The organism is Shewanella yunxiaonensis (genome assembly GCF_018223345.1).
Taxonomy (GTDB): Bacteria; Pseudomonadota; Gammaproteobacteria; order Enterobacterales; family Shewanellaceae; genus Shewanella; species Shewanella yunxiaonensis.
Window position 1 is genome coordinate 2,310,833 of record NZ_CP073587.1, and the last position, 18,736, is coordinate 2,329,568.

The 18,736-nt window shown below is 48.3% G+C and carries 16 protein-coding genes and 3 tRNA genes; 4 read left to right on the forward strand and 15 right to left on the reverse strand.

From position 1 onward, the window contains the following. Positions 1 to 66: 66 nt before the first annotated feature. The 5 genes from clpP to KDN34_RS10605 all read right to left on the reverse strand — a co-directional run bounded on the left by clpP (position 67) and on the right by KDN34_RS10605 (position 2,623). Positions 67 to 678, reverse strand: a complete 612-nt coding sequence (clpP, locus tag KDN34_RS10585) for an ATP-dependent Clp endopeptidase proteolytic subunit ClpP (RefSeq protein ID WP_212593755.1) — start codon at positions 676 to 678, stop codon at positions 67 to 69. 90 nt (positions 679 to 768) lie between these two features. Continuing rightward, a complete protein-coding gene (gene tig, locus KDN34_RS10590; protein ID WP_212593756.1) occupies positions 769 to 2,073 on the reverse strand; it encodes a trigger factor in 1,305 nt (434 codons plus the stop codon). A gap of 246 nt (positions 2,074 to 2,319) precedes the next feature. Beyond that, a tRNA-His gene (locus tag KDN34_RS10595) sits at positions 2,320 to 2,395 on the reverse strand. Positions 2,396 to 2,404: 9 nt separating this feature from the next. Further along, positions 2,405 to 2,481 (reverse strand) — tRNA-Arg (locus KDN34_RS10600). A gap of 65 nt (positions 2,482 to 2,546) precedes the next feature. After that, positions 2,547 to 2,623: transfer RNA gene (locus KDN34_RS10605), tRNA-Pro, on the reverse strand. A 274-nt stretch (positions 2,624 to 2,897) separates the two neighbouring features. Between KDN34_RS10605 and folD the strand changes: the two genes are divergently transcribed. After that, positions 2,898 to 3,752: a bifunctional methylenetetrahydrofolate dehydrogenase/methenyltetrahydrofolate cyclohydrolase FolD gene (gene folD / locus KDN34_RS10610; RefSeq protein WP_212593757.1), complete on the forward strand. Its 855-nt coding sequence runs from the start codon at positions 2,898 to 2,900 to the stop codon at positions 3,750 to 3,752. 72 nt (positions 3,753 to 3,824) lie between these two features. On the opposite strand, the gene cysS is transcribed toward folD, so the two are convergent. Continuing rightward, positions 3,825 to 5,204, reverse strand: a complete 1,380-nt coding sequence (cysS, locus tag KDN34_RS10615; protein ID WP_212593758.1) for a cysteine--tRNA ligase — start codon at positions 5,202 to 5,204, stop codon at positions 3,825 to 3,827. A 142-nt stretch (positions 5,205 to 5,346) separates the two neighbouring features. On the opposite strand from cysS, the gene KDN34_RS10620 reads away from it, so the two are divergent. Next, positions 5,347 to 5,841: a peptidylprolyl isomerase gene (locus KDN34_RS10620; protein WP_212593759.1), complete on the forward strand. Its 495-nt coding sequence runs from the start codon at positions 5,347 to 5,349 to the stop codon at positions 5,839 to 5,841. 6 nt (positions 5,842 to 5,847) lie between these two features. Next, complete coding sequence (locus KDN34_RS10625) at positions 5,848 to 6,561, forward strand: UDP-2,3-diacylglucosamine diphosphatase (RefSeq protein WP_212593760.1); 714 nt, start codon at positions 5,848 to 5,850, stop codon at positions 6,559 to 6,561. Positions 6,562 to 6,569: 8 nt separating this feature from the next. Here the strand turns inward: KDN34_RS10625 and miaE are convergent, their stop codons facing one another. From miaE to KDN34_RS10645, 4 genes are all read right to left on the reverse strand, one after another. Beyond that, complete coding sequence (gene miaE / locus KDN34_RS10630; RefSeq protein ID WP_212593761.1) at positions 6,570 to 7,496, reverse strand: tRNA isopentenyl-2-thiomethyl-A-37 hydroxylase MiaE; 927 nt, start codon at positions 7,494 to 7,496, stop codon at positions 6,570 to 6,572. A gap of 344 nt (positions 7,497 to 7,840) precedes the next feature. After that, the gene (locus tag KDN34_RS10635; RefSeq protein ID WP_212593762.1) at positions 7,841 to 9,397 is read right to left on the reverse strand and encodes a peptide MFS transporter; all 1,557 of its coding nucleotides are present in this window, start codon (positions 9,395 to 9,397) and stop codon (positions 7,841 to 7,843) included. Between the two features lie 217 nt (positions 9,398 to 9,614). Next, positions 9,615 to 9,980: a YajD family HNH nuclease gene (locus tag KDN34_RS10640; protein WP_212593763.1), complete on the reverse strand. Its 366-nt coding sequence runs from the start codon at positions 9,978 to 9,980 to the stop codon at positions 9,615 to 9,617. 32 nt (positions 9,981 to 10,012) lie between these two features. Beyond that, positions 10,013 to 11,977, reverse strand: coding sequence for a BCCT family transporter (locus KDN34_RS10645; RefSeq protein ID WP_212593764.1), 1,965 nt, complete (start codon positions 11,975 to 11,977; stop codon positions 10,013 to 10,015). Positions 11,978 to 12,133: 156 nt separating this feature from the next. Here KDN34_RS10645 and KDN34_RS10650 point away from each other — a divergent pair, with 156 nt between their 5' ends. Next, positions 12,134 to 12,277 carry a hypothetical protein gene (locus tag KDN34_RS10650; RefSeq protein WP_212593765.1) on the forward strand — a complete coding sequence of 48 codons (144 nt, stop codon included), beginning with the start codon at positions 12,134 to 12,136 and terminating at the stop codon, positions 12,275 to 12,277. Positions 12,278 to 12,292: 15 nt separating this feature from the next. On the opposite strand, the gene KDN34_RS10655 is transcribed toward KDN34_RS10650, so the two are convergent. The 5 genes from KDN34_RS10655 to KDN34_RS10675 all read right to left on the reverse strand — a co-directional run bounded on the left by KDN34_RS10655 (position 12,293) and on the right by KDN34_RS10675 (position 18,648). After that, a complete protein-coding gene (locus tag KDN34_RS10655; RefSeq protein WP_212593766.1) occupies positions 12,293 to 12,907 on the reverse strand; it encodes a DUF502 domain-containing protein in 615 nt (204 codons plus the stop codon). 200 nt (positions 12,908 to 13,107) lie between these two features. Further along, complete coding sequence (gene phoU / locus KDN34_RS10660; protein WP_212593767.1) at positions 13,108 to 13,809, reverse strand: phosphate signaling complex protein PhoU; 702 nt, start codon at positions 13,807 to 13,809, stop codon at positions 13,108 to 13,110. 28 nt (positions 13,810 to 13,837) lie between these two features. Then, complete coding sequence (gene pstB, locus KDN34_RS10665) at positions 13,838 to 14,659, reverse strand: phosphate ABC transporter ATP-binding protein PstB (RefSeq protein ID WP_212593768.1); 822 nt, start codon at positions 14,657 to 14,659, stop codon at positions 13,838 to 13,840. Between the two features lie 36 nt (positions 14,660 to 14,695). Further along, complete coding sequence (pstA, locus tag KDN34_RS10670; RefSeq protein ID WP_212593769.1) at positions 14,696 to 16,351, reverse strand: phosphate ABC transporter permease PstA; 1,656 nt, start codon at positions 16,349 to 16,351, stop codon at positions 14,696 to 14,698. A gap of 44 nt (positions 16,352 to 16,395) precedes the next feature. Further along, a complete protein-coding gene (locus tag KDN34_RS10675) occupies positions 16,396 to 18,648 on the reverse strand; it encodes an ABC transporter permease subunit (protein ID WP_212593770.1) in 2,253 nt (750 codons plus the stop codon). Positions 18,649 to 18,736 lie beyond the last annotated feature (88 nt).

Consider the following 18,736-nt stretch of genomic DNA (forward strand, 5'->3'; position numbering starts at 1 on the left):
TGTCACACTGCTTTTAGCTACTCTTTGAGCATAGCCCAGCGTGCAGCAAAATTCAGCCTAAAGCTATCAGTCTCGCTTACTTATCACGGAGTCAACCAAGCCATATTCCATCGCTTGAGTCGCACTCATAAAATTATCGCGGTCAGTGTCACGCTCAATCACTTCTAATGGTTGGCCAGTGTGCTCTGACAGGATCTGGTTCAGTTTGTTCTTGATACCCAAAATTTCCTGCGCATGGATAGCAATATCGGATGCCTGCCCCTGGAAACCACCCAGCGGTTGATGGATCATCACCCGCGAATTAGGCAAACAATGGCGTTTATCTTTTGCCCCGCCTGCCAGTAAAAATGCCCCCATACTGGCCGCTTGACCGATACAAACCGTACTGACGTCGGGTTTAATGAACTGCATGGTGTCATAAATTGCCATGCCAGCAGTCACTGAACCGCCAGGAGAATTGATATAAAGAGAGATATCTTTGTCCGGATTTTCAGACTCCAGAAACAGCAACTGCGCGACGATCAGATTAGCCATATGTTCTTCAACCTGACCAACCAGAAAAATCACCCTCTCTTTCAACAAACGAGAGTAAATGTCATAAGAGCGTTCACCTTTGGAGGTTTGTTCCACAACCATAGGAATTAACGCGTTCATAATGGATTCCGGTGCTGTCTGCATTCCTGATATTCCCTGTAAAAAAATGGCCCGCATGAGGGACCTCATACGGGCCATTATAAATGGCTAATGGCTTAACAAGTCAAGCGTAGGTTAGGCTCTACCGGCAGCCTTGTTCATAAAATCTTCAAAAGCGACAGTCTTTTCGGTCACTTTGGCAGATTTTAAAATAACTTCAACAGCTTGTTCTTCCAGCGCCAGGTTACGCATACTCTGCATCAGCTCTTTATTGCTGTTGTAGTATTCGATCACTTCTTTTGGATCTTCGTATGCTGATGCCATAGAAGCGATCTGCGCCTGAACACGCTCATCTTCTGGTTGCAGCTCGTTAGTTTTGATCACTTCACCCAGCAACAAACCAATCTTCACGCGACGCTCAGCCTGTTCTGCAAACAGCTCTGCTGGCAGTTCTGGCATCTTAGCGTTCTGACCACCAAAGCGCTGCAGCGCCTGACGACGCAGTACATCAACTTCACCGTCAACCAGGGCTTTTGGCAACTCGACTTCGTGACCAGCCAGCAAACCGTTCAGAACTTGTTCTTTAACGTTGCTCTTCAGTGCCTGCTGCAGCTCACGTTCCATATTCTTACGGATTTCAGCTTTCAGTGCGTCAACACCACCGTCCTTGATACCGAACAGGCTGGCAAACTCATCGTTCACTTCTGGCAGCTGTGCACCTTTTACAGATTTCACAACGATAGCGAATTTGGCGGCTTTTCCTTTAAGATTTTCAGCGTGATACTCTTCAGGGAAAGTCACATCGATATCAAACTCTTCACCGGCTTTATGACCTGTTACGCCCTCTTCAAAACCAGGGATCATACGGCCACTACCGATCTGCAGTTCAAAGTCTTCTGCTTTGCCACCCTCAAATTCTTCACCGTCGATGCTACCAGTAAAGTTAATGACAACTTTGTCACCATCTTCAGCAGCACGTTCAACGGCGTCATAAGTCGCATGCTGCTTACGCAGAGTTTCGATCATGTTGTCTACATCAGCATCCAGCACTTCTGCTACCGGCTGTTCAACTTCAATAGCGTCCAGCGCCTGCAGTTGAACTTCAGGATACACTTCAAAAGTGGCAGTAAATTCGAAACTCTCCGCTGAAGTAGCACCAGGTACCAATGTAGGTGCGCCAGCAGGATTCAGTTTCTCTGCAATAATAGCTTCAACAAAGTTACGCTGCATCACTTCACCAGTGATGTCCTGGCGAATCGCTTTGCCATAACGTTTTTCAATCACACTTGCAGGGACTTTACCTGGGCGAAAACCGGGGATACGGGCGCGCTTGGCTTCACGTTGCAGACTGTCTTTAACCAGTTTCTCGATCTGCTCGGCAGGAACAGAAATGGTCAGGCGACGCTCCAGGCCTTGGGTTGTTTCAACAGAAACTTGCATTGTTTTACCTCGAAATGTGTCTAACGTCCTTTTAATAGCCGAACTCATTCAGCTATTCAGGTATTCGGCTCTTGATTTTGTATTTGACTGGAATGCCCATCAGAACTGAATTTCGGCTCCGGTCGCACAATGTTCATAGTTATCAAGACGCAGCATTATATCGACGCTTATCTAATGAGTCGAGCCACAATGGTCCGGAAAAGACATAAAAAAAGCGACCTGAGGTCGCTTTTTTTAATGAAATAATGGGGTGACTGATGGGGCTCGAACCCACGACAACCGGAATCACAATCCGGGACTCTACCAACTGAGCTACAGTCACCACTGAAAGTGGTACGCCCGGCAGGATTCGAACCTGCGACCATCCGCTTAGAAGGCGGATGCTCTATCCAACTGAGCTACGGGCGCAGGGTCTGCAGGCCATTGCCTGCATCCTAACCAGGCCAGACAACGCGTTTGCATTATCTAAAATTTGGTCGGTGATAGAGGATTCGAACCTCTGACCCTCTGGTCCCAAACCAGATGCGCTACCGGACTGCGCTAATCACCGAAATCTGTCAGGTTATCGCCGATATTTTTGTCAGCGACTTCCAAGATAATCGCCACTGGGCGGCGTATCTCAAGAACGGAGCGCATCTTAGCGATTCACCCAGGTAGCGTCAATCATTTTTTTGGTCTACCACACTGGCTGCTGTTTTTTAATGCGACACAATGGAAATTCTGTGTTCACGGTCGCGTTTAACCATGACACTAACCTCCCCCGCTGCTAAAATATCGCCGCTCAAATTACTCATCGCGCCATATATAAAGGATACCCTACACCCATGACCGCTCAATTAATTGATGGCAAAGCGATAGCCCAATCCATAAGAAAAGAACTAAAGCAGAAAGTCGCTGATCGCCGTGCCGCAGGTAAACGTCTTCCGGGACTGGCCGTTGTGTTGGTCGGCGAAGATCCCGCTTCACAGGTATATGTGGGGAGTAAACGTAAAGCCTGTGAAGAAGTGGGCTATGTGTCTCGCTCCTATGATATGCCAGAGTCAACCTCCGAGGCAGAATTGCTGGAGTTGATTGACACGCTAAACAATGACAAAAGTATCGATGGCATTCTAGTACAGTTGCCGCTTCCGGTGCAGATTGAAGACGCTAAAGTCATTGAACGTATCCGTCCGGATAAGGACGTGGATGGTTTTCATCCCTACAACGTTGGCCGCTTGGCGCAACGAATTCCGCAATTACGTTCTTGTACACCGATGGGCATCATGACCTTGATTAAATCCACCGGGGTGGACCTGCACGGGATGGATGCAGTCGTTGTTGGAGCATCGAATATCGTGGGTCGTCCCATGACACTTGAACTGCTATTGGCTGGCTGTACCACTACCACTTGTCACCGTTTTACTCACGATTTACAGGATAAAGTCAGCCGCGCGGATTTATTGGTGGTCGCTGTTGGTAAACCCGGTTTCATTCCTGGTGAGTGGATAAAGCCTGGTGCCATTGTGATTGATGTCGGCATTAACCGTTTGGAAGATGGCCATCTGGTGGGTGATGTGCAGTTTGATGTTGCAGCAGAGCGTGCCTCATTTATCACGCCAGTTCCAGGGGGCGTAGGGCCCATGACCATTGCCAGTCTGCTAGAAAACACCTTATATGCGGCAGAACGCTATCACGACTGATCAACTGTCGCTGCATTGATGTAAACATAAAGCCAGCAAATTGCTGGCTTTATTATTTATTTAGGAAAGCAATTATTTCTTGCGCCAAGTGGTGCCACTTGCACCATCTTCGAGAATAACCCCCAGCTCATTGAGACGATCCCGTGCTTTATCGGCGGCCGCCCAATCTTTCTCTTTACGGGCACGATTACGCTCGGTGATCAGCGCTTCAATTTCGGCGACTTCTTCATCACTCCCCTGCCCTTGCAGAAAAGCTTCTGGAGACGAACTGAGAATACCCAATACATCAGCAAGCTGCTTCATTGCCACAGCCAACGCAGCAGCGGCCGCCAGATCAGTGGCTTTCAGGCGGTTGATCTCACGCACCATATCAAACAGTACCGAGTATGCTTCTGGCGTATTGAAATCATCGTCCATTGCGGCTTTGAAACGTTCGACGTACTCAGTGGCCGCAGCTGGTGCAACGCTGAGGTCTAAATCTTTTAACGCGGTGTACAGACGCTCAAGCGAGGCACGCGCCTGCTTGAGGTTATCCTCAGAGTAGTTGAGCTGGCTGCGGTAATGGCCGGACAACAAAAAATAGCGCACAGTTTCGGCATCATAGTGCGCCAGCACATCGCGAATGGTAAAAAAGTTGCCCAGTGATTTGGACATCTTCTCTTTGTCCACCATCACCATACCGGTGTGCATCCAGTAATTGACATACTTAGTGTCATGGGCACAGCAGGACTGGGCAATTTCATTTTCATGATGGGGGAACATCAAGTCAGAACCACCACCATGAATATCAAAATGATCCCCCAGATGTTTGCTGTTCATAGCCGAGCATTCAATATGCCAGCCAGGACGACCCGCGCCCCAAGGTGAATCCCAGGTTGGCTCGCCCGGTTTGGACATTTTCCACAGCACAAAATCCATCGGATTACGTTTGTTTTCGTCGACTTCGACACGAGCCCCGGCCTGCAGCTGATCCAAATCCTGCCCAGACAGACGACCATACGCTGGGAAGGACCCCACACTAAACAGCACATCGCCATCTGCCGCCACATAGGCATGACCGCGGTCAATCAACTGCTGCACCATTTCGATGATGTCAGCGATATGCAACGTGGCGCGCGGTTCCATATCCGGGCGTAACATGTTCAATGCATCAAAATCTGCATGCATATCGGCAATCAACCGCTCGGTAAGTGACTCACAGCTTTCGCCATTTTCATTAGCGCGCTTAATGATCTTGTCATCAACATCAGTAATATTACGCAAAAAATTCACTTCATAGCCTGCATAACGCAGATAACGCACTATCATGTCAAAAGAGACAAAAGTCCTACCATGACCGATATGACACAGATCGTAGATGGTAACGCCACACACATACATACCCACCTTACCGGGAGCAATGGGTTTGAATTCCTCTTTTTGGCGACTCAGACTGTTGTAGATCTTCAACATTGACGTTCTCTTAAACAAAAATAACGAAAAGGGTAAACTGGACCAAGAGTTTAGCATTGGCACAGGCAGTTGAATACCGCCCTTTAACGCCATTCCCGGATAAGTTAGAATCCGCCCACGAAATTTGTCCAAAGGAAAAATTATGATCACACTGCACACAAATCATGGCGATATCAAATTAGCCCTGAATGAAGAGAAAGCCCCACAGACAGCAGCCAACTTTGCGCAATACGCCAGCGAAGGTTTTTTTGATGGCACCATTTTTCACCGTGTTATCGATGGATTTATGATCCAGGGTGGCGGTTTCACTGCCGACATGCAGCAAAAGCCAACAAATGCCCCGGTCAAAAATGAAGCCAACAATGGCCTGTCCAACAAGACTGGCACCATCGCGATGGCGCGCACCTCAGATCCCCATTCTGCGACCGCGCAGTTCTTCATCAACGTTAACGACAACACTTTCCTGGATTTCAAAAGTGAATCAATGCAGGGTTGGGGTTATTGCGTATTTGGTGAAGTAGTTGAAGGTATGGACGTGGTCAACAAGATCAAGGAAGTCAGCACCGGCAATAGAGGCATGCATCAGGATGTACCACTGGAAGCCGTTGTGATCGAAAAAGTGACCATCAGCGAATAAGCGCGTATGCACACACTTTTTATCGGCGATCTGCATTTGAGTGCAGATCGCCCAGATATCACACAAGCTTTCATCCGCTTTCTTGATACGCAGCTAGCGGGGACTGAAGCGCTCTATATTTTAGGTGACCTGTTTGAAGTGTGGGTGGGTGATGATCTGGCAGAACCCTTTGCTATAGACATCGCGACACATCTTAAAACGGTTAGTCTTCAGCTACCCATCTATTTCATCCATGGCAATCGCGATTTTTTGTTAAGCCAAGATTACGCCAGGCAAGCCGGTATGAAGCTGCTACCTGAAGTTCAGGTACTATCGTTATATGGTCGGGAATCGGTGGTGCTGCATGGGGATAGCCTGTGTACACTGGATCATGATTATCAACGCTTTCGCCGCTTTCGTAATCGCCCATTCGTGCAATGGTGTTATCGCCATCTGCCACAACAACTGCGCGTGAATATCGCCGCCAAACTGCGTCGCAACAGTCAGCAGCAAAATCAGATCAAACCCGAGCAGATCATGGATGTCACCGTTGATGAAGTGTCCAAGCTATTGGCTCAATCCGGTGCTTCATTGATGATCCACGGACATACTCATCGACCAGCGATCCATGAACTGGGTCATGGGCAGCAACGAGCGGTGGTGGGCGACTGGTATCAGCAAGGCAGTATTCTGAAAGTCAGTCAGGATACCATCGAACTGCAAACGCTGCCGTTCGCTTAATCGGCTAACTAGGCAGGAATGCCACTGTGGAAACGGAACTCCGCATCGCTTGTCATTATCAGATGTGCTTCTGCCGCCACTAATTGCCCTATTCTGTCACTGATATCACCACCAGCAACGGCTCGAGCCAGTGACAGATAATCCTGATAATGGCGCGCTTCTGAACGCAGCAACGAGACATAAAAACGCCCGAGTTCCTCGTCCAGATATGGGGCGAGTTTAGCAAAACGCTCACATGAGCGAGCTTCAATCAGGGCGCCCACAATCAATTTATCAATCAAGGTCTGTGGCTCATGCGTTGTCACCTGCGTTAACAACCCTTTGGCATAGCGCCCTGCTGGAACATTGCTGTAGGGAATATTGCGTGCCTGCATAATTTCCAGCACTTGATCGAAATGATGTAACTCCTCTTTGATTAATCGCACCATTTTGGCAATCAGATCATCACTTTGTGCAAAATCGGCCCGAGGTAACAATGGTTTGTAGCAGACATCAGTTTCCTCGGTGTCGGATACTACCTGAGCCAGTAAATGGCTTTGGCTGTCCGCCCATTGCGATACTGACCGCGCGGAAGGCAGGTCAGCAACATGTTTGTCCAACAGATAAAGCGCCTGTTTTGCGGCTTTCACATCGCTATTGCTAGCTGTTGCCGCTCCAGCAGGAAAAAACCAGCGCTGGAATTCATCTACTGACCACTTATCAAAGCGAAACAGAAAGAACTCGTAAGGTTTCAACATATTCACTACAGCGTCTTGTGATGACACTGCGTATTTTCGCAGCAATTTACCGGCGGTCGCGGCCGCTTTCCATTCGCAGTTACAATGATCAATCAATAGCGCAGCCAGATTTTCTGGTTTACGTGCCTCGGTAATCCAGCCATCAGGCGTTTCACAGCCTAAGAAGTCCTTAATAGGTGCAAGCAATTGGGAATACATGTCTGATACTAACTAAATTTAATTGTGAAAATTTTCTCTTGTCGGCATTCTCTCGTCAACCGCTGGTCGCATCAAAACAGTGACGGTGATGGACTAGTAATAGTATTGGTTTGGGTCGTCACGATATTCTGTTCGAGGATTAAAAAGAACCAATTTTCACATACTAATGCCGTTCCTTTTTATTCAGATAATGCGTTCATGGTAAAGGCGGTTAAGTGGATAACCATTTTGCTAACGTATGCCTGCCACCATAAATGATGGCAATGACACCAAATTCCAAACCACAAATGCGCTCTCATAAAAAAAGGCCACCTATCGGTGGCCTTCAATGCATAACAATTAGATTACTGCTCTGTTTTCACATCGGAAAGTGAAGCAGCCGCACTGTCACCATCACTGTTGCCGTTGTGAGAATGATGAGTCTCGGTCAGGCGGCGCATCAGTGGTAAAACTGCCAACGCAATCAAAGTACAAACCACCGCTGCGATCCCCAGCTTATTGAACAGGCTGGTATAAATAGGCAATGTCTGTAGTGGATCGGTAATATCTCTAGGCACACTTGCGAAGTTTGCCACCACGCCACCTAAATACTGAGAAATACCGGACGCGACGAAATAAGCTCCCATCATAAAGCCGCCCATACGAGCAGGCACATAACGGGCAATCATCGCCAAGCCTAAACCACTCACCAGCAATTCACCCAGTGAATAGGAACCATAGCCCCAGATCATGATCCAGGATGAAGTTTTACCATCCACCGCAAACTGACCAGCGACACCGTAGATGAAGAACCCAATCGCAACAACAGCAAATCCCAACGCAAATTTTCCTGCGATAGAAAAGTCTTTATTGTTACGACCAGCCCAAGAGTAAGTCCAGGCCAATACCGGGCTCAGCAACATGATCCAGATAGGATTGAGTGCCTGGAACTGTGCAGGCGCCCAAGTCCACAGATGCACACCAAATACCTTGAAATCCCAGTCAACATTACGCAATGCGAACAAGTTCAGGGACGTAGACATCTGTTGATAGAACACGAAGAAAAATACGGTCTGAACGGTTAATACTAACGCCGCAATCAAACCGGCACGTTCACTGACTTCACTGTTGCGGATCAAGTGGGCAAAGATACCGAGAACAGCAACACCAGCAGCGTACACGAAGATACGAGCCACAGTTTGATATTCGAGAATAATGGCGGATAACACCACTGAAGCAGCTGCAGCAATCAATACCATAGCCAGTTTAGATTTGTTGACTGGATGACGATCGGGCTCAGAACCATATTCGGCAACAGCGTGACGCATGACAGAATAATTACCTAAACCGACTAACAAGCCCACACAGCAAACCGCAAACGCTGCATGCCAACCAAAATCATTACCATAAGTGGCATTCACATAATCTTTAATCCATGGAGTCAAGATCATTGAAATGGTTGAACCAACGTTGACCGCCATGTAATAAATGGTGAAGGCACTATCAATTTTAGCGTCATCACCATCATAGATTTTACGCACTAAGTTGCCAGCATTTGGCTTAAACAGGCCGTTACCGACGACGATAACGCCCAGCGCGGCGAACAGGAACCAGGTATTTTCTGTCGGGACGGTCATCAATGCGTAACCTACAGACAGCACCCCGGCACCCAGCAACATGGTACGTTTAGTCCCGAGTATTTTATCCCCAACCCAACCACCAATTGCTGGAGATACATAAATCAGTGCTGCACAAGCACTCCATACCAAGTTTGCTCTGTCATCAGCAAAACCTAAACGCTGCACCATAAAATAAATGATCAGCGCCTGCATGCCGTAATAACCAAAGCGTTCCCACAATTCGATTAGGGAGACCGTCATAAATGACTGAGTTTTGCTTACCTTAGCTGAGCCAAGAGTCATATTGCTTGCTTCCATCATTGTTGTAGTAATGTTTAAGGCCAAGAGTATAAGTCGAGTGCCGGGGTAAACCAATGTTGAACCCCGGCAAAATAGACTTTGTTACAAAAGCCTCGATATTGTTGCTGCCAAAAAGGGTGTATCACATCCGCTGCCACTTCCTTCACCAGTCAGATATGTTCACCACTTAAAAAAGCACCTCAAAAATAGGTGCTTTTTGTCATTTCTGACCTTTTTTAGCCATCATTGCCTTGAGATCAGCAAATGGATTAAAGGTCGCAGGTGCTTGCTTAGTTTCCGAAGTATCACCATAGGACACTAATTCTTCAAAGCGAGCATGTTCATTGTCATGACAATACAGGCATAACAGCTCCCAATTAGAGCCGTCCGATGGGTTGTTATCATGATTGTGATCGCGATGATGCACCGTGAGTTCACTCAGATTTTTATGAGTAAATTCTCTGGCACAGCGACCACAAACCCAGGGATACAGTTTTAACGCCTGTTCCCGATACCCTTTCTCACGGTTGGCCCGATATTCCCTGGCCTCCGCCAGTACCCGGTCCAATTTGCTTGGTGTTGTCATACCTGATTCCTACGTCTAACGACGCTACGACCTTAATTACTCACATATTCTGCATTAGAAAGATGCAGATAATGCAGATATTTCTCGTACTGAGTTACTACATCCGCCTGTAGCTGCTCTGGCGTATACCCCATAACATCATAATACTGCCCGCCATGTTCGAGAAATACTTCGACGCGATAATAGTGTCTATCACCGGTCTCAAGCAATGTTGGTAAGGTAAAACTGCGGATCCGCAAGGCGTATACAAAGGTTTGCACCTGGAGTTCCTCAATCAGCAAACGCACCCGGTCTTGCTCATATTGCAGTTTGGTATCAATGCCTCGTTCGACAAATTCACGCGCTACCATCGACAAAGCCGGTTCGGCAATGTCATCTAAATACTGCCGGGCGTCCTTATAACTCGGATGCGAAACCAACACTTCGAGGTGTTTTTGCCAAGGAACACTGGTCTGCGAATACTGCACACTAGTGTTATGTAAGCGCACACTCATTAGCTTCAAACGATCATCCTTTAACGCTTTGAATAAACCGATACACATCAGCAACATCACCACCAGAAACGGCATGGCGCTGGCGATTGATGCCGTCTGCAAGGCTTTCAGTCCACCGGCCAGTAATAATACCGAGGCGACAACGCCTTCAAGCAAAGCCCAGAAAATTCGCTGCCACACCGGCGCATTTTCATCACCACCAGACGTCAGATTATCCACCACCAGTGAGCCTGAATCTGATGAGGTCACGAAAAACGTTACCACCAGACACACACCTAGAATGTCCAAAAATCCTGACCATGGCAGGTGTTTAAAGAAAGTAAACAGCGCCACTGAGACATCTGAAGACACTGCATCAGCCAGATACTGAGCGCCGTGATTCATGATGGCGTCAATTGCCGAATTGCCAAAAACAGTCATCCATAAAAATGTAAAACCGGTTGGCACAAACAACACCCCCACCAAAAACTCACGAATTGTGCGACCACGGGAAACTCTGGCAATAAAGGTACCGACAAAAGGTGACCAAGAGATCCACCAGCCCCAATAAAAGAGCGTCCAACCGCCCAACCAATCATTTTTCTGCTGGTAAGCGTAGAGATTAAAAGTCTTATTAACGATGTCACTGAAATAAGCCCCAGTGTTCTGCACAAAATGTTGTAACAGATCCACCGTTGGACCAACGAGCAACACAAACATCATCAGCAGAAACGCCAAGCCCATATTGAGTTCGCTGAGGCTCTTAATGCCTTTGTTGACACCGGAGACCACCGAAGCAGTTGCCATCAGCGTGATCACACAGATAAGACCTACTTGTACGGCTGGGGAAATGGGAAAAGCATCTCCCATCAAAAAATGTAGGCCTGAATTAACCTGCGCCACACCAAAACCCAAAGAAGTTGCTACGCCTAACACTGTGCCAAGAACGGCTAAGGTATCGACACAGTGACCAATCGGGCCATAAATGCGATTACCAATCAGCGGATATAAAGCACTACGGGGTAATAAAGGTAAATTATGGCGATAACTAAAATAAGCGAGACTCAGGGCTACAATAGCGTAAATGGCCCAGGCATGTAATCCCCAGTGGAAAAAGGTAATTTTCAGCGCTTCTTTAGCAGCTTCCATCGTCTGTGGATCGGCATCAGGCGGTGCTAAAAAATGCATGACCGGTTCACCGATACCAAAAAACATCAAACCAATCCCCATCCCGGCAGAAAACAACATGGCGATCCAAGTTTTATAACTGAAATCAGGTTCGGAATGGTCAGGACCTAACTTAATATCGCCGTAACGGCTCAGCATAATAAACACGACGAACACCAGGAAAATCGCCACCGCCAGCACATAAAGCCAACCTGCTTTTAACTGTAACCAGGTTTGTACGCTATTGAATAGCGCCTGTGACTGTTGCGGCCATACTGCCGCAATCAATACCAGCGCCACCAGACAAATTACTGATGAAAAAAACACTGGTGGATTGATACTCGATTTTATCGACATAAACGCTCCCATCAGATGACAGGCTACTGCTTGGTAAACCGTTTCTCAGTCGTTGTGTACTTGCAGACTGCAGCAGCCAACACATTGCCAATGGGCGACAGCAAGGGTAATTCAGCGACATTGTTGCTCCGCGGCAAGGCTAGGAAACCTTTGATAATGGAGCAACATTCCCGCCGGCTCATGGGGCGGGAATTACGGGAACCGGAGCAAAATGAAACCGGCAAACCCGCTGAGATTACTACTGTTTTGGCAACAATTCGCGCCGATTATACACAAAATCAGCCAGATTGGGGAGCATAAAGGACGTTTGTACGGTTAATCACCCGGTTTGTGGTGATGATCGTGATCTGTCACCGCTGACTGCGAAATCCCTGCGGTCAGGTTAAAACGCATGGCTTCTTCAAATGACCAGTCGACTTTGATTAAGTCTTCCCGTTTCACCAGACTGGTGATCCCGGCCATCTGATAAGACAACTGAAACAGCACCGGAACCCAGTCGCCTTCAGGTAACGCATCCACCAACGGTTGTGGCGGGCGGTCAGTCATGATGAACCCCACAACGTAGCCACCATTAGCCTGGCGCACTAACACTGTCTGTTGTGACTTCGGTTTAGAAGGGTCGCGATTCATCAACGAGGCAATATCGCGAATACTGCCATACACAGACTTAAACAGAGGGAACCGCATCAACTGTCGTTCAACCCAGCTCCACAGCCACACCACCGGACTGACTGAAAACAGTAACCCTGCAATAAACACCAGCGCCACCACCAGCAGAAAACCCGCGCCAGGGAATGGGGATGGAGCGTGCACTATCGTTAGCAACAATTTTCCAAGTTCATCCAATGATGCAAATAGCGACCAGAACAACCACAGGCTGAGCGCCATCGGCAATAAATTGAGCAGACCTCGGATCAGGGTTTGTTTCATGATGTCCTCACAGCAACACCGACGACATGACGGTGCGATGGTTATCTTAGCACTACGACACTCCGCACCTCTACGGGCGAAGATTATCTGCCGCTTATTTCAGCAGCATAAGTGGAACACCTACTGACATAACACCTGAAATAACATGGTATCCATAAAAAACGCCAGCAATCGCTGGCGTTCAGTACACATAAGTGCAATCAGTCTTTTTCCATCTCTTCATAAGAAACGTGGCGGACATCGCGGCCTTTCACGTAATAAATCACATACTCACAGATGTTTTTACAGCGATCCCCTACCCGCTCGACCGCGCGCGCAGCCCACAGCACATCAAGAATGCCGGGGATAGAGCGTGGGTCTTCCATCATGTAAGTCATCAATTGGCGAATGATGCCTTCATATTCTTTATCGAGCTTGGCGTCTTCCTTATGCAGTTCTATCGCCGATTCCGCATCCATCCGCGCCAACGAGTCCAAAGTTGCGTGCAATAAACGGGTGGCATGGCGTCCCATGCTCTCAATACTCACCAACAACGGTTGCTGGTTATTGTTACGTTTTTCCAATGCTGCCTTGGCAATACGCACACAAGCGTCACCGATACGTTCCAGGTCCGCAATGGTCTTAGAAATCGCAATGACCAAACGCAGATCGCTGGCAGCAGGCTGACGCTTGGCAATAATACGGGTGCATTCTTCGTCAATGTCCACTTCCATGCCATTAACACGGTGATCGCCGTCAATCACCTGCTGTGCCAGTTCTATATCTAAAGCACCTAAAGCATCCAACGCCTGCTCCAACTGGCGTTCAACCAATCCGCCCATCGCCAACACTTTATTGCGAATATCTTCCAGTTCGGCACTGAACTGACCGGAAATATGCTTATTAAGATTTTTGTTTTCCATAAAATCTGCCTTTGTTCAGTGGGAGGCGTTAACCGTAACGCCCGGTAATATAATCTTCGGTTTTACTCTGCCGTGGCGTAGTAAAAATGGTATTGGTATCGCCATATTCCACCAACTCGCCCATATACATGAATGCCGTCTGATCAGAGACCCGTGCGGCTTGCTGCATGTTGTGCGTCACAATCACCACGGTAAACCGGGTTTTCAGCTCAGTGATCAGCTCTTCAATCGTCAGGGTTGAGATTGGGTCCAGCGCAGAGGTCGGTTCGTCCAGCAATAACACTTCGGGCTCGATGGCAATGGCGCGAGCAATCACCAGACGCTGCTGCTGACCACCAGACAAGCCAAAGGCGTTATCGTGTAAACGGTCTTTGACTTCATCCCAAATAGCGGCACCGCGAAGTGAACGCTCACAGGCTTCATCCAACTCGCGCCGATTATTAATCCCCTGTAATCGCAAGCCATAAACTACGTTTTCATAAATAGATTTCGGAAATGGATTGGGACGCTGAAATACCATGCCGACGTTGCGGCGCAATTTGGCAACATCCACTTTTTTATCGTAGATGTTGTGACCATTAAGCAGAATTTCACCATCGATATGACAGTTGTCTACCAGATCATTCATACGGTTGATACAACGAAGCAGCGTGGATTTACCACAACCACTGGGGCCAATGAAGGCAGTGACCTTTTTCTTGGGGATTTTCATCGACACGTTAAACAGTGCCTGCTTATCACCGTAGTGCAGATTAAGGTCGCGGATCTCCAGCGCCGTCTGTTCCGGTGGCAGATTCTTCAAATCTACTTTGGCAGAAGCGGTCATTAGTGAGGCATCTATCGAAATCATAGGTTGTTTCTGTCCTGTCTCTTGCACTGGCTGTTATCAGTTTTCCAGCGAACGATACTTTTCACGCAGATGGTTACGCACGCTGATAGCCGTCAGGTTAAGCGCCACAATCACAGTTACCAGGAGGAACGACGTGGCGTATACCAAGGGCCGAGCGGCCTCTACATTGGGGCTTTGGAAGCCCACATCATAAATATGGAACCCGAGGTGCATAAACTTACGTTCCAGATGCACAAAGGGGAAATTCATATCCACTGGCAGGTTAGGTGCTAATTTCACCACGCCAACCAGCATCAGTGGCGCAACTTCGCCAGCAGCGCGTGCCACCGCCAAAATCAACCCCGTCATAATGGCCGGGCTGGCCATCGGGATCACAATCCGCCACAGGGTTTCTGCCTTGGTGGCACCTAACGCCAAACTGCCTTGCCGGACCGCACTCGGGATACGCGACAACCCTTCCTCAGTGGAAACAATCACCACGGGTAAGGTCAGAATGGCCAAGGTCAAGGCCGACCAAATCACACCAGGCGACCCGAAAGTGGGCGATGGCAGCGCTTCTGGATAAAACAACTTATCGATGGAACCACCCACCATATAGACGAAAAAGCCTAGGCCAAAAACCCCGTACACAATTGAGGGAACCCCGGCAAGGTTAATCACTGCAATCCGAATAATCTTGGTCAACGCGCCTTTTCGAGCATATTCGTGCAGATAGATAGCCGCAATCACGCCAAATGGCGTGACAATGATTGCCATCAACAACACCATAAATACGGTACCGAATATCGCCGGGAACACCCCACCTTCGGTATTGGCTTCACGAGGATCTTCACTGACAAACCGGCCGACACGGACACACCAGGTGCCCAACTTCTGCCAGAAGCCCATGCGATTGACATAACTGACATCCAATACCGTATCTAATGGCAGTGTCACTTCCTGACCACGCATATCTTTAACGACTACCGCATCACGCCCTGCTTGTTCACGCAATGAGAACAACTGCTTTTCCAGTACCTGATATTTGGCCTGCAACTGCTGACGCTGCTGCGCCAGATCTGCCTGACGTTCAGCCGTCAGCTCATTGTCCAACTCATACTTACGCCCTTTGAGACGTAACCGTTCCAAATCATAATTGACTGAACCAATATCCTGTTTCTGCAAAGCATCGGCCTGCTCGTTGAGCGTAACGGCTCGCTGAATATACTGATGCAGTGTATCGGCAATATCACCCTGCGAGGGCAAACGCTTCCCGGACTCAAGGATGGCAACCGGATAACCATAGAAATTACCGTTTTTACTGCGCTCCAGCATTGCCAGCCCCTCTGGCGTAGTGCGACTTTTAATATCCGTTTGCAGTATCCAACGAAAATCCAGACTCACAAATTCGCGGTTACCTGTTTTCACCAGATACCGATTCACAAATTCACCAGGATCATTGGCAAACTGATGACCAGCAGCACGCAAGCGCTCGGTCGGCACCTGTTCGCGGTCGTGGATCTCTCCAATCAAGGTGTAGGGTTTGCCGTTTTCATCCTGCATCTGCCACTGATAAATGGTCGCCGGCCAAAAATAACTGAGTCCACGCCAGGCGATCAGCAGCAACAAGCCCAACACCGCAATCAGGCTCAGACTGACAGCGCCGCCTGTCATCCAAATCCAAGGTGCTCCGGATTTAAACCATTTGCCCATCAAACTGCCCCTTGCTCATATAAACGCTTCATCTGCCAATACCTTTACAGCGAGCTGTAACGTTCACGCAGCCGCTGGCGCACCACTTCGGCAATCGTGTTAAAGAAAAACGTGAAAATAAACAGCACAAATGCGGCTAAGAACAGCACCCGATAATGGGAACTGCCAATGGCGGACTCCGGCATTTCCACGGCAATGTTCGCCGCGAGTGTGCGCATGCCCTGAAAAATACTCCAATCCATGATGGCGGTATTACCGGTCGCCATCAGCACGATCATGGTTTCGCCTACAGCACGGCCAAGCCCCATCATGACCGCAGAGAAGATCCCGGGACTGGCGGTCAACAACACTACCCGAGTGAGTGTTTGCCAACGCGTTGCGCCTAGTGCCAGGCTGCCATTGGATAGATGCCGCGGCACTGAGAAAATGGCATCTTCAGCAATGGAAAATATTGTCGGGATCACCGCAAAGCCCATGGCAATACCCACTACCAGCGCATTGCGCTGATCAAAGCTCATGCCCAAGGTATTAGTAATGAACTGACGGGTATCACCATGAAACAGCCACAGCTCAATGGTGGGACTAATCGCAAATGAAAACCACCCAAAGAAGCAGATGACCGGGATCAGCAATAGCTCCTGATAAGTTTCTGGCAACAACGCTTTGATGCGAACAGGAAGCTTAGACCAGGCAAAAGCCGTGAGTAGTATGGTCACTGGCAACAGGAGTAACAGCAGAAGCAAGCCAGGCAAATGATCTTCAATCAACGGCGCTAACCACAAACCTGCTAAAAATCCCAGGATCACGGTGGGCAGCGCTTCCATAATCTCGATGGTCGGCTTGACCAGTGACCGCACTTTTGCAGACATGAAATATGCGGTGTAGATAGCACCAGCAATTGCCAGCGGAACTGCAAAAATCATTGCATAAAATGCTGCTTTTAACGTGCCAAATGCCAACGGCATCAGGCTCAGTTTAGCTTCAAAATCATCCGAGCCAGAGGTGGATTGCCATACATATTGCGGTTCCGGATAACCTTCATACCACACCTTGTTCCAGAGAGCGCTCCAGGAAACTTCCGGGTGTTCATTGCTCACACTAAATAACTGCAACTTGTCGCCAGCTTGCACAACCAGCGCATTGGAGCGAGGACTAAAACCCATTGCAACAGGGTTAGCCAAATCGAATTTCTTCGAGAATAACTCGCGTTCACTGGTGGTATACAACAGTTCTAAACGGCCATCTTCACTGACAGTAGCAAAACTCTTACGATAATATTCGCTGGCCAATGCACCAATATTACCTAAGCCCTTGAACTCTCGTATGTACTGATACAGCCGACCATGCTCACCAGCCACCTGAAAATATTGCGCGACCACGCCAGAGTTATAACTCACTAATAATGAGCTTGCCCCCGCCAACAAACTGATATTGCTGACCTTTGCTTTGGCACGCTCAAGATCCAATACCTGTAGCAAGCTGATATCATCGACATCATTAATGTTGTATATGAATACTTTATTACCGGACTGTAACATCAACTGGCGCTGATCAGGTGTCAGTAGCTGATGCTCTACAACTGGCGGAGTATTTGGCAACACGACAGTGTGTCGTTGCCATTCAACTTCCTCGGTGAGCATGTTTTGCTCGCCACCCAGTCGAGTCAGGAACCAGTGCTGATCTTTGCCGCAGTAAGCGAAACTGATTTTGTCACTATTGTAGGCAAACACCAGTTGCTGCAATGGCGAGCCATGGTCATCTACCGTCACTAATGGCTCACCCATGGGGTATCGAATTCCCGGGGTAATCAAACGTTGATTATTGGGATAACTGACGCTGAAATCGATGCCTGCCAATAATGCCTGGCCGTTGTCCAAACCCAGGGCAAATAGCTGCTGATTGGGTACTGAAGCCGCACTGCTCACGACTTTCGTACCTTCAGGCACAGGTAATGACAGGACTTTTTTTGAGCTATCTGCGACTCTGAAGAAATCTACCTGGCCTTGTTCATTTACCCGATAAATCAGCTCATTCTGTTCATCGGCACCGACCATCAAGGTCTTACCATCGGTAGCGACGGGCACACTGCTGAGCGGAATCACCTTAGCAGCGTCAAACACCGGCTTAATGACATATAACAGATAGAAAAATATCAGCAATAACGCCACAAAAACCATGATGCCACCAATGGTGACACCGGCTCTGGCCAGCTGATCTTTCAATGCACGCCGATTGCCACGTTTTTCCATCAAAAAATCATGGGATTCAGGAGCAGGCTTAGAGACCTGACTTTCCATCGAAAACCTCTATTATTTAAACTATAAGGCGTGTCACAATTATTGTCTTGTAGGCGGTAATTATCATAAATTACAACCTGCCAAACCG

Excerpts from the sequence above, each read along its gene's own strand:
- KDN34_RS10635 (WP_212593762.1), bottom strand. The coding sequence starts at position 9,397 with ATGACTCTTGGCTCAGCTAAGGTAAGCAAAACTCAGTCATTTATGACG.
- KDN34_RS10620 (WP_212593759.1), top strand. The coding sequence starts at position 5,347 with ATGATCACACTGCACACAAATCATGGCGATATCAAATTAGCCCTGAAT.
- pstA (WP_212593769.1), bottom strand. The coding sequence starts at position 16,351 with ATGGGCAAATGGTTTAAATCCGGAGCACCTTGGATTTGGATGACAGGC.
- KDN34_RS10655 (WP_212593766.1), bottom strand. The coding sequence starts at position 12,907 with ATGAAACAAACCCTGATCCGAGGTCTGCTCAATTTATTGCCGATGGCG.
- phoU (WP_212593767.1), bottom strand. The coding sequence starts at position 13,809 with ATGGAAAACAAAAATCTTAATAAGCATATTTCCGGTCAGTTCAGTGCC.
- KDN34_RS10625 (WP_212593760.1), top strand. The coding sequence starts at position 5,848 with ATGCACACACTTTTTATCGGCGATCTGCATTTGAGTGCAGATCGCCCA.
- KDN34_RS10675 (WP_212593770.1), bottom strand. The coding sequence starts at position 18,648 with ATGGAAAGTCAGGTCTCTAAGCCTGCTCCTGAATCCCATGATTTTTTG.
- pstB (WP_212593768.1), bottom strand. The coding sequence starts at position 14,659 with ATGATTTCGATAGATGCCTCACTAATGACCGCTTCTGCCAAAGTAGAT.
- clpP (WP_212593755.1), bottom strand. The coding sequence starts at position 678 with ATGCAGACAGCACCGGAATCCATTATGAACGCGTTAATTCCTATGGTT.
- KDN34_RS10650 (WP_212593765.1), top strand. The coding sequence starts at position 12,134 with ATGGAGCAACATTCCCGCCGGCTCATGGGGCGGGAATTACGGGAACCG.
- tig (WP_212593756.1), bottom strand. The coding sequence starts at position 2,073 with ATGCAAGTTTCTGTTGAAACAACCCAAGGCCTGGAGCGTCGCCTGACC.
- KDN34_RS10640 (WP_212593763.1), bottom strand. The coding sequence starts at position 9,980 with ATGACAACACCAAGCAAATTGGACCGGGTACTGGCGGAGGCCAGGGAA.
- cysS (WP_212593758.1), bottom strand. The coding sequence starts at position 5,204 with ATGTTGAAGATCTACAACAGTCTGAGTCGCCAAAAAGAGGAATTCAAA.
- miaE (WP_212593761.1), bottom strand. The coding sequence starts at position 7,496 with ATGTATTCCCAATTGCTTGCACCTATTAAGGACTTCTTAGGCTGTGAA.
- folD (WP_212593757.1), top strand. The coding sequence starts at position 2,898 with ATGACCGCTCAATTAATTGATGGCAAAGCGATAGCCCAATCCATAAGA.
- KDN34_RS10645 (WP_212593764.1), bottom strand. The coding sequence starts at position 11,977 with ATGTCGATAAAATCGAGTATCAATCCACCAGTGTTTTTTTCATCAGTA.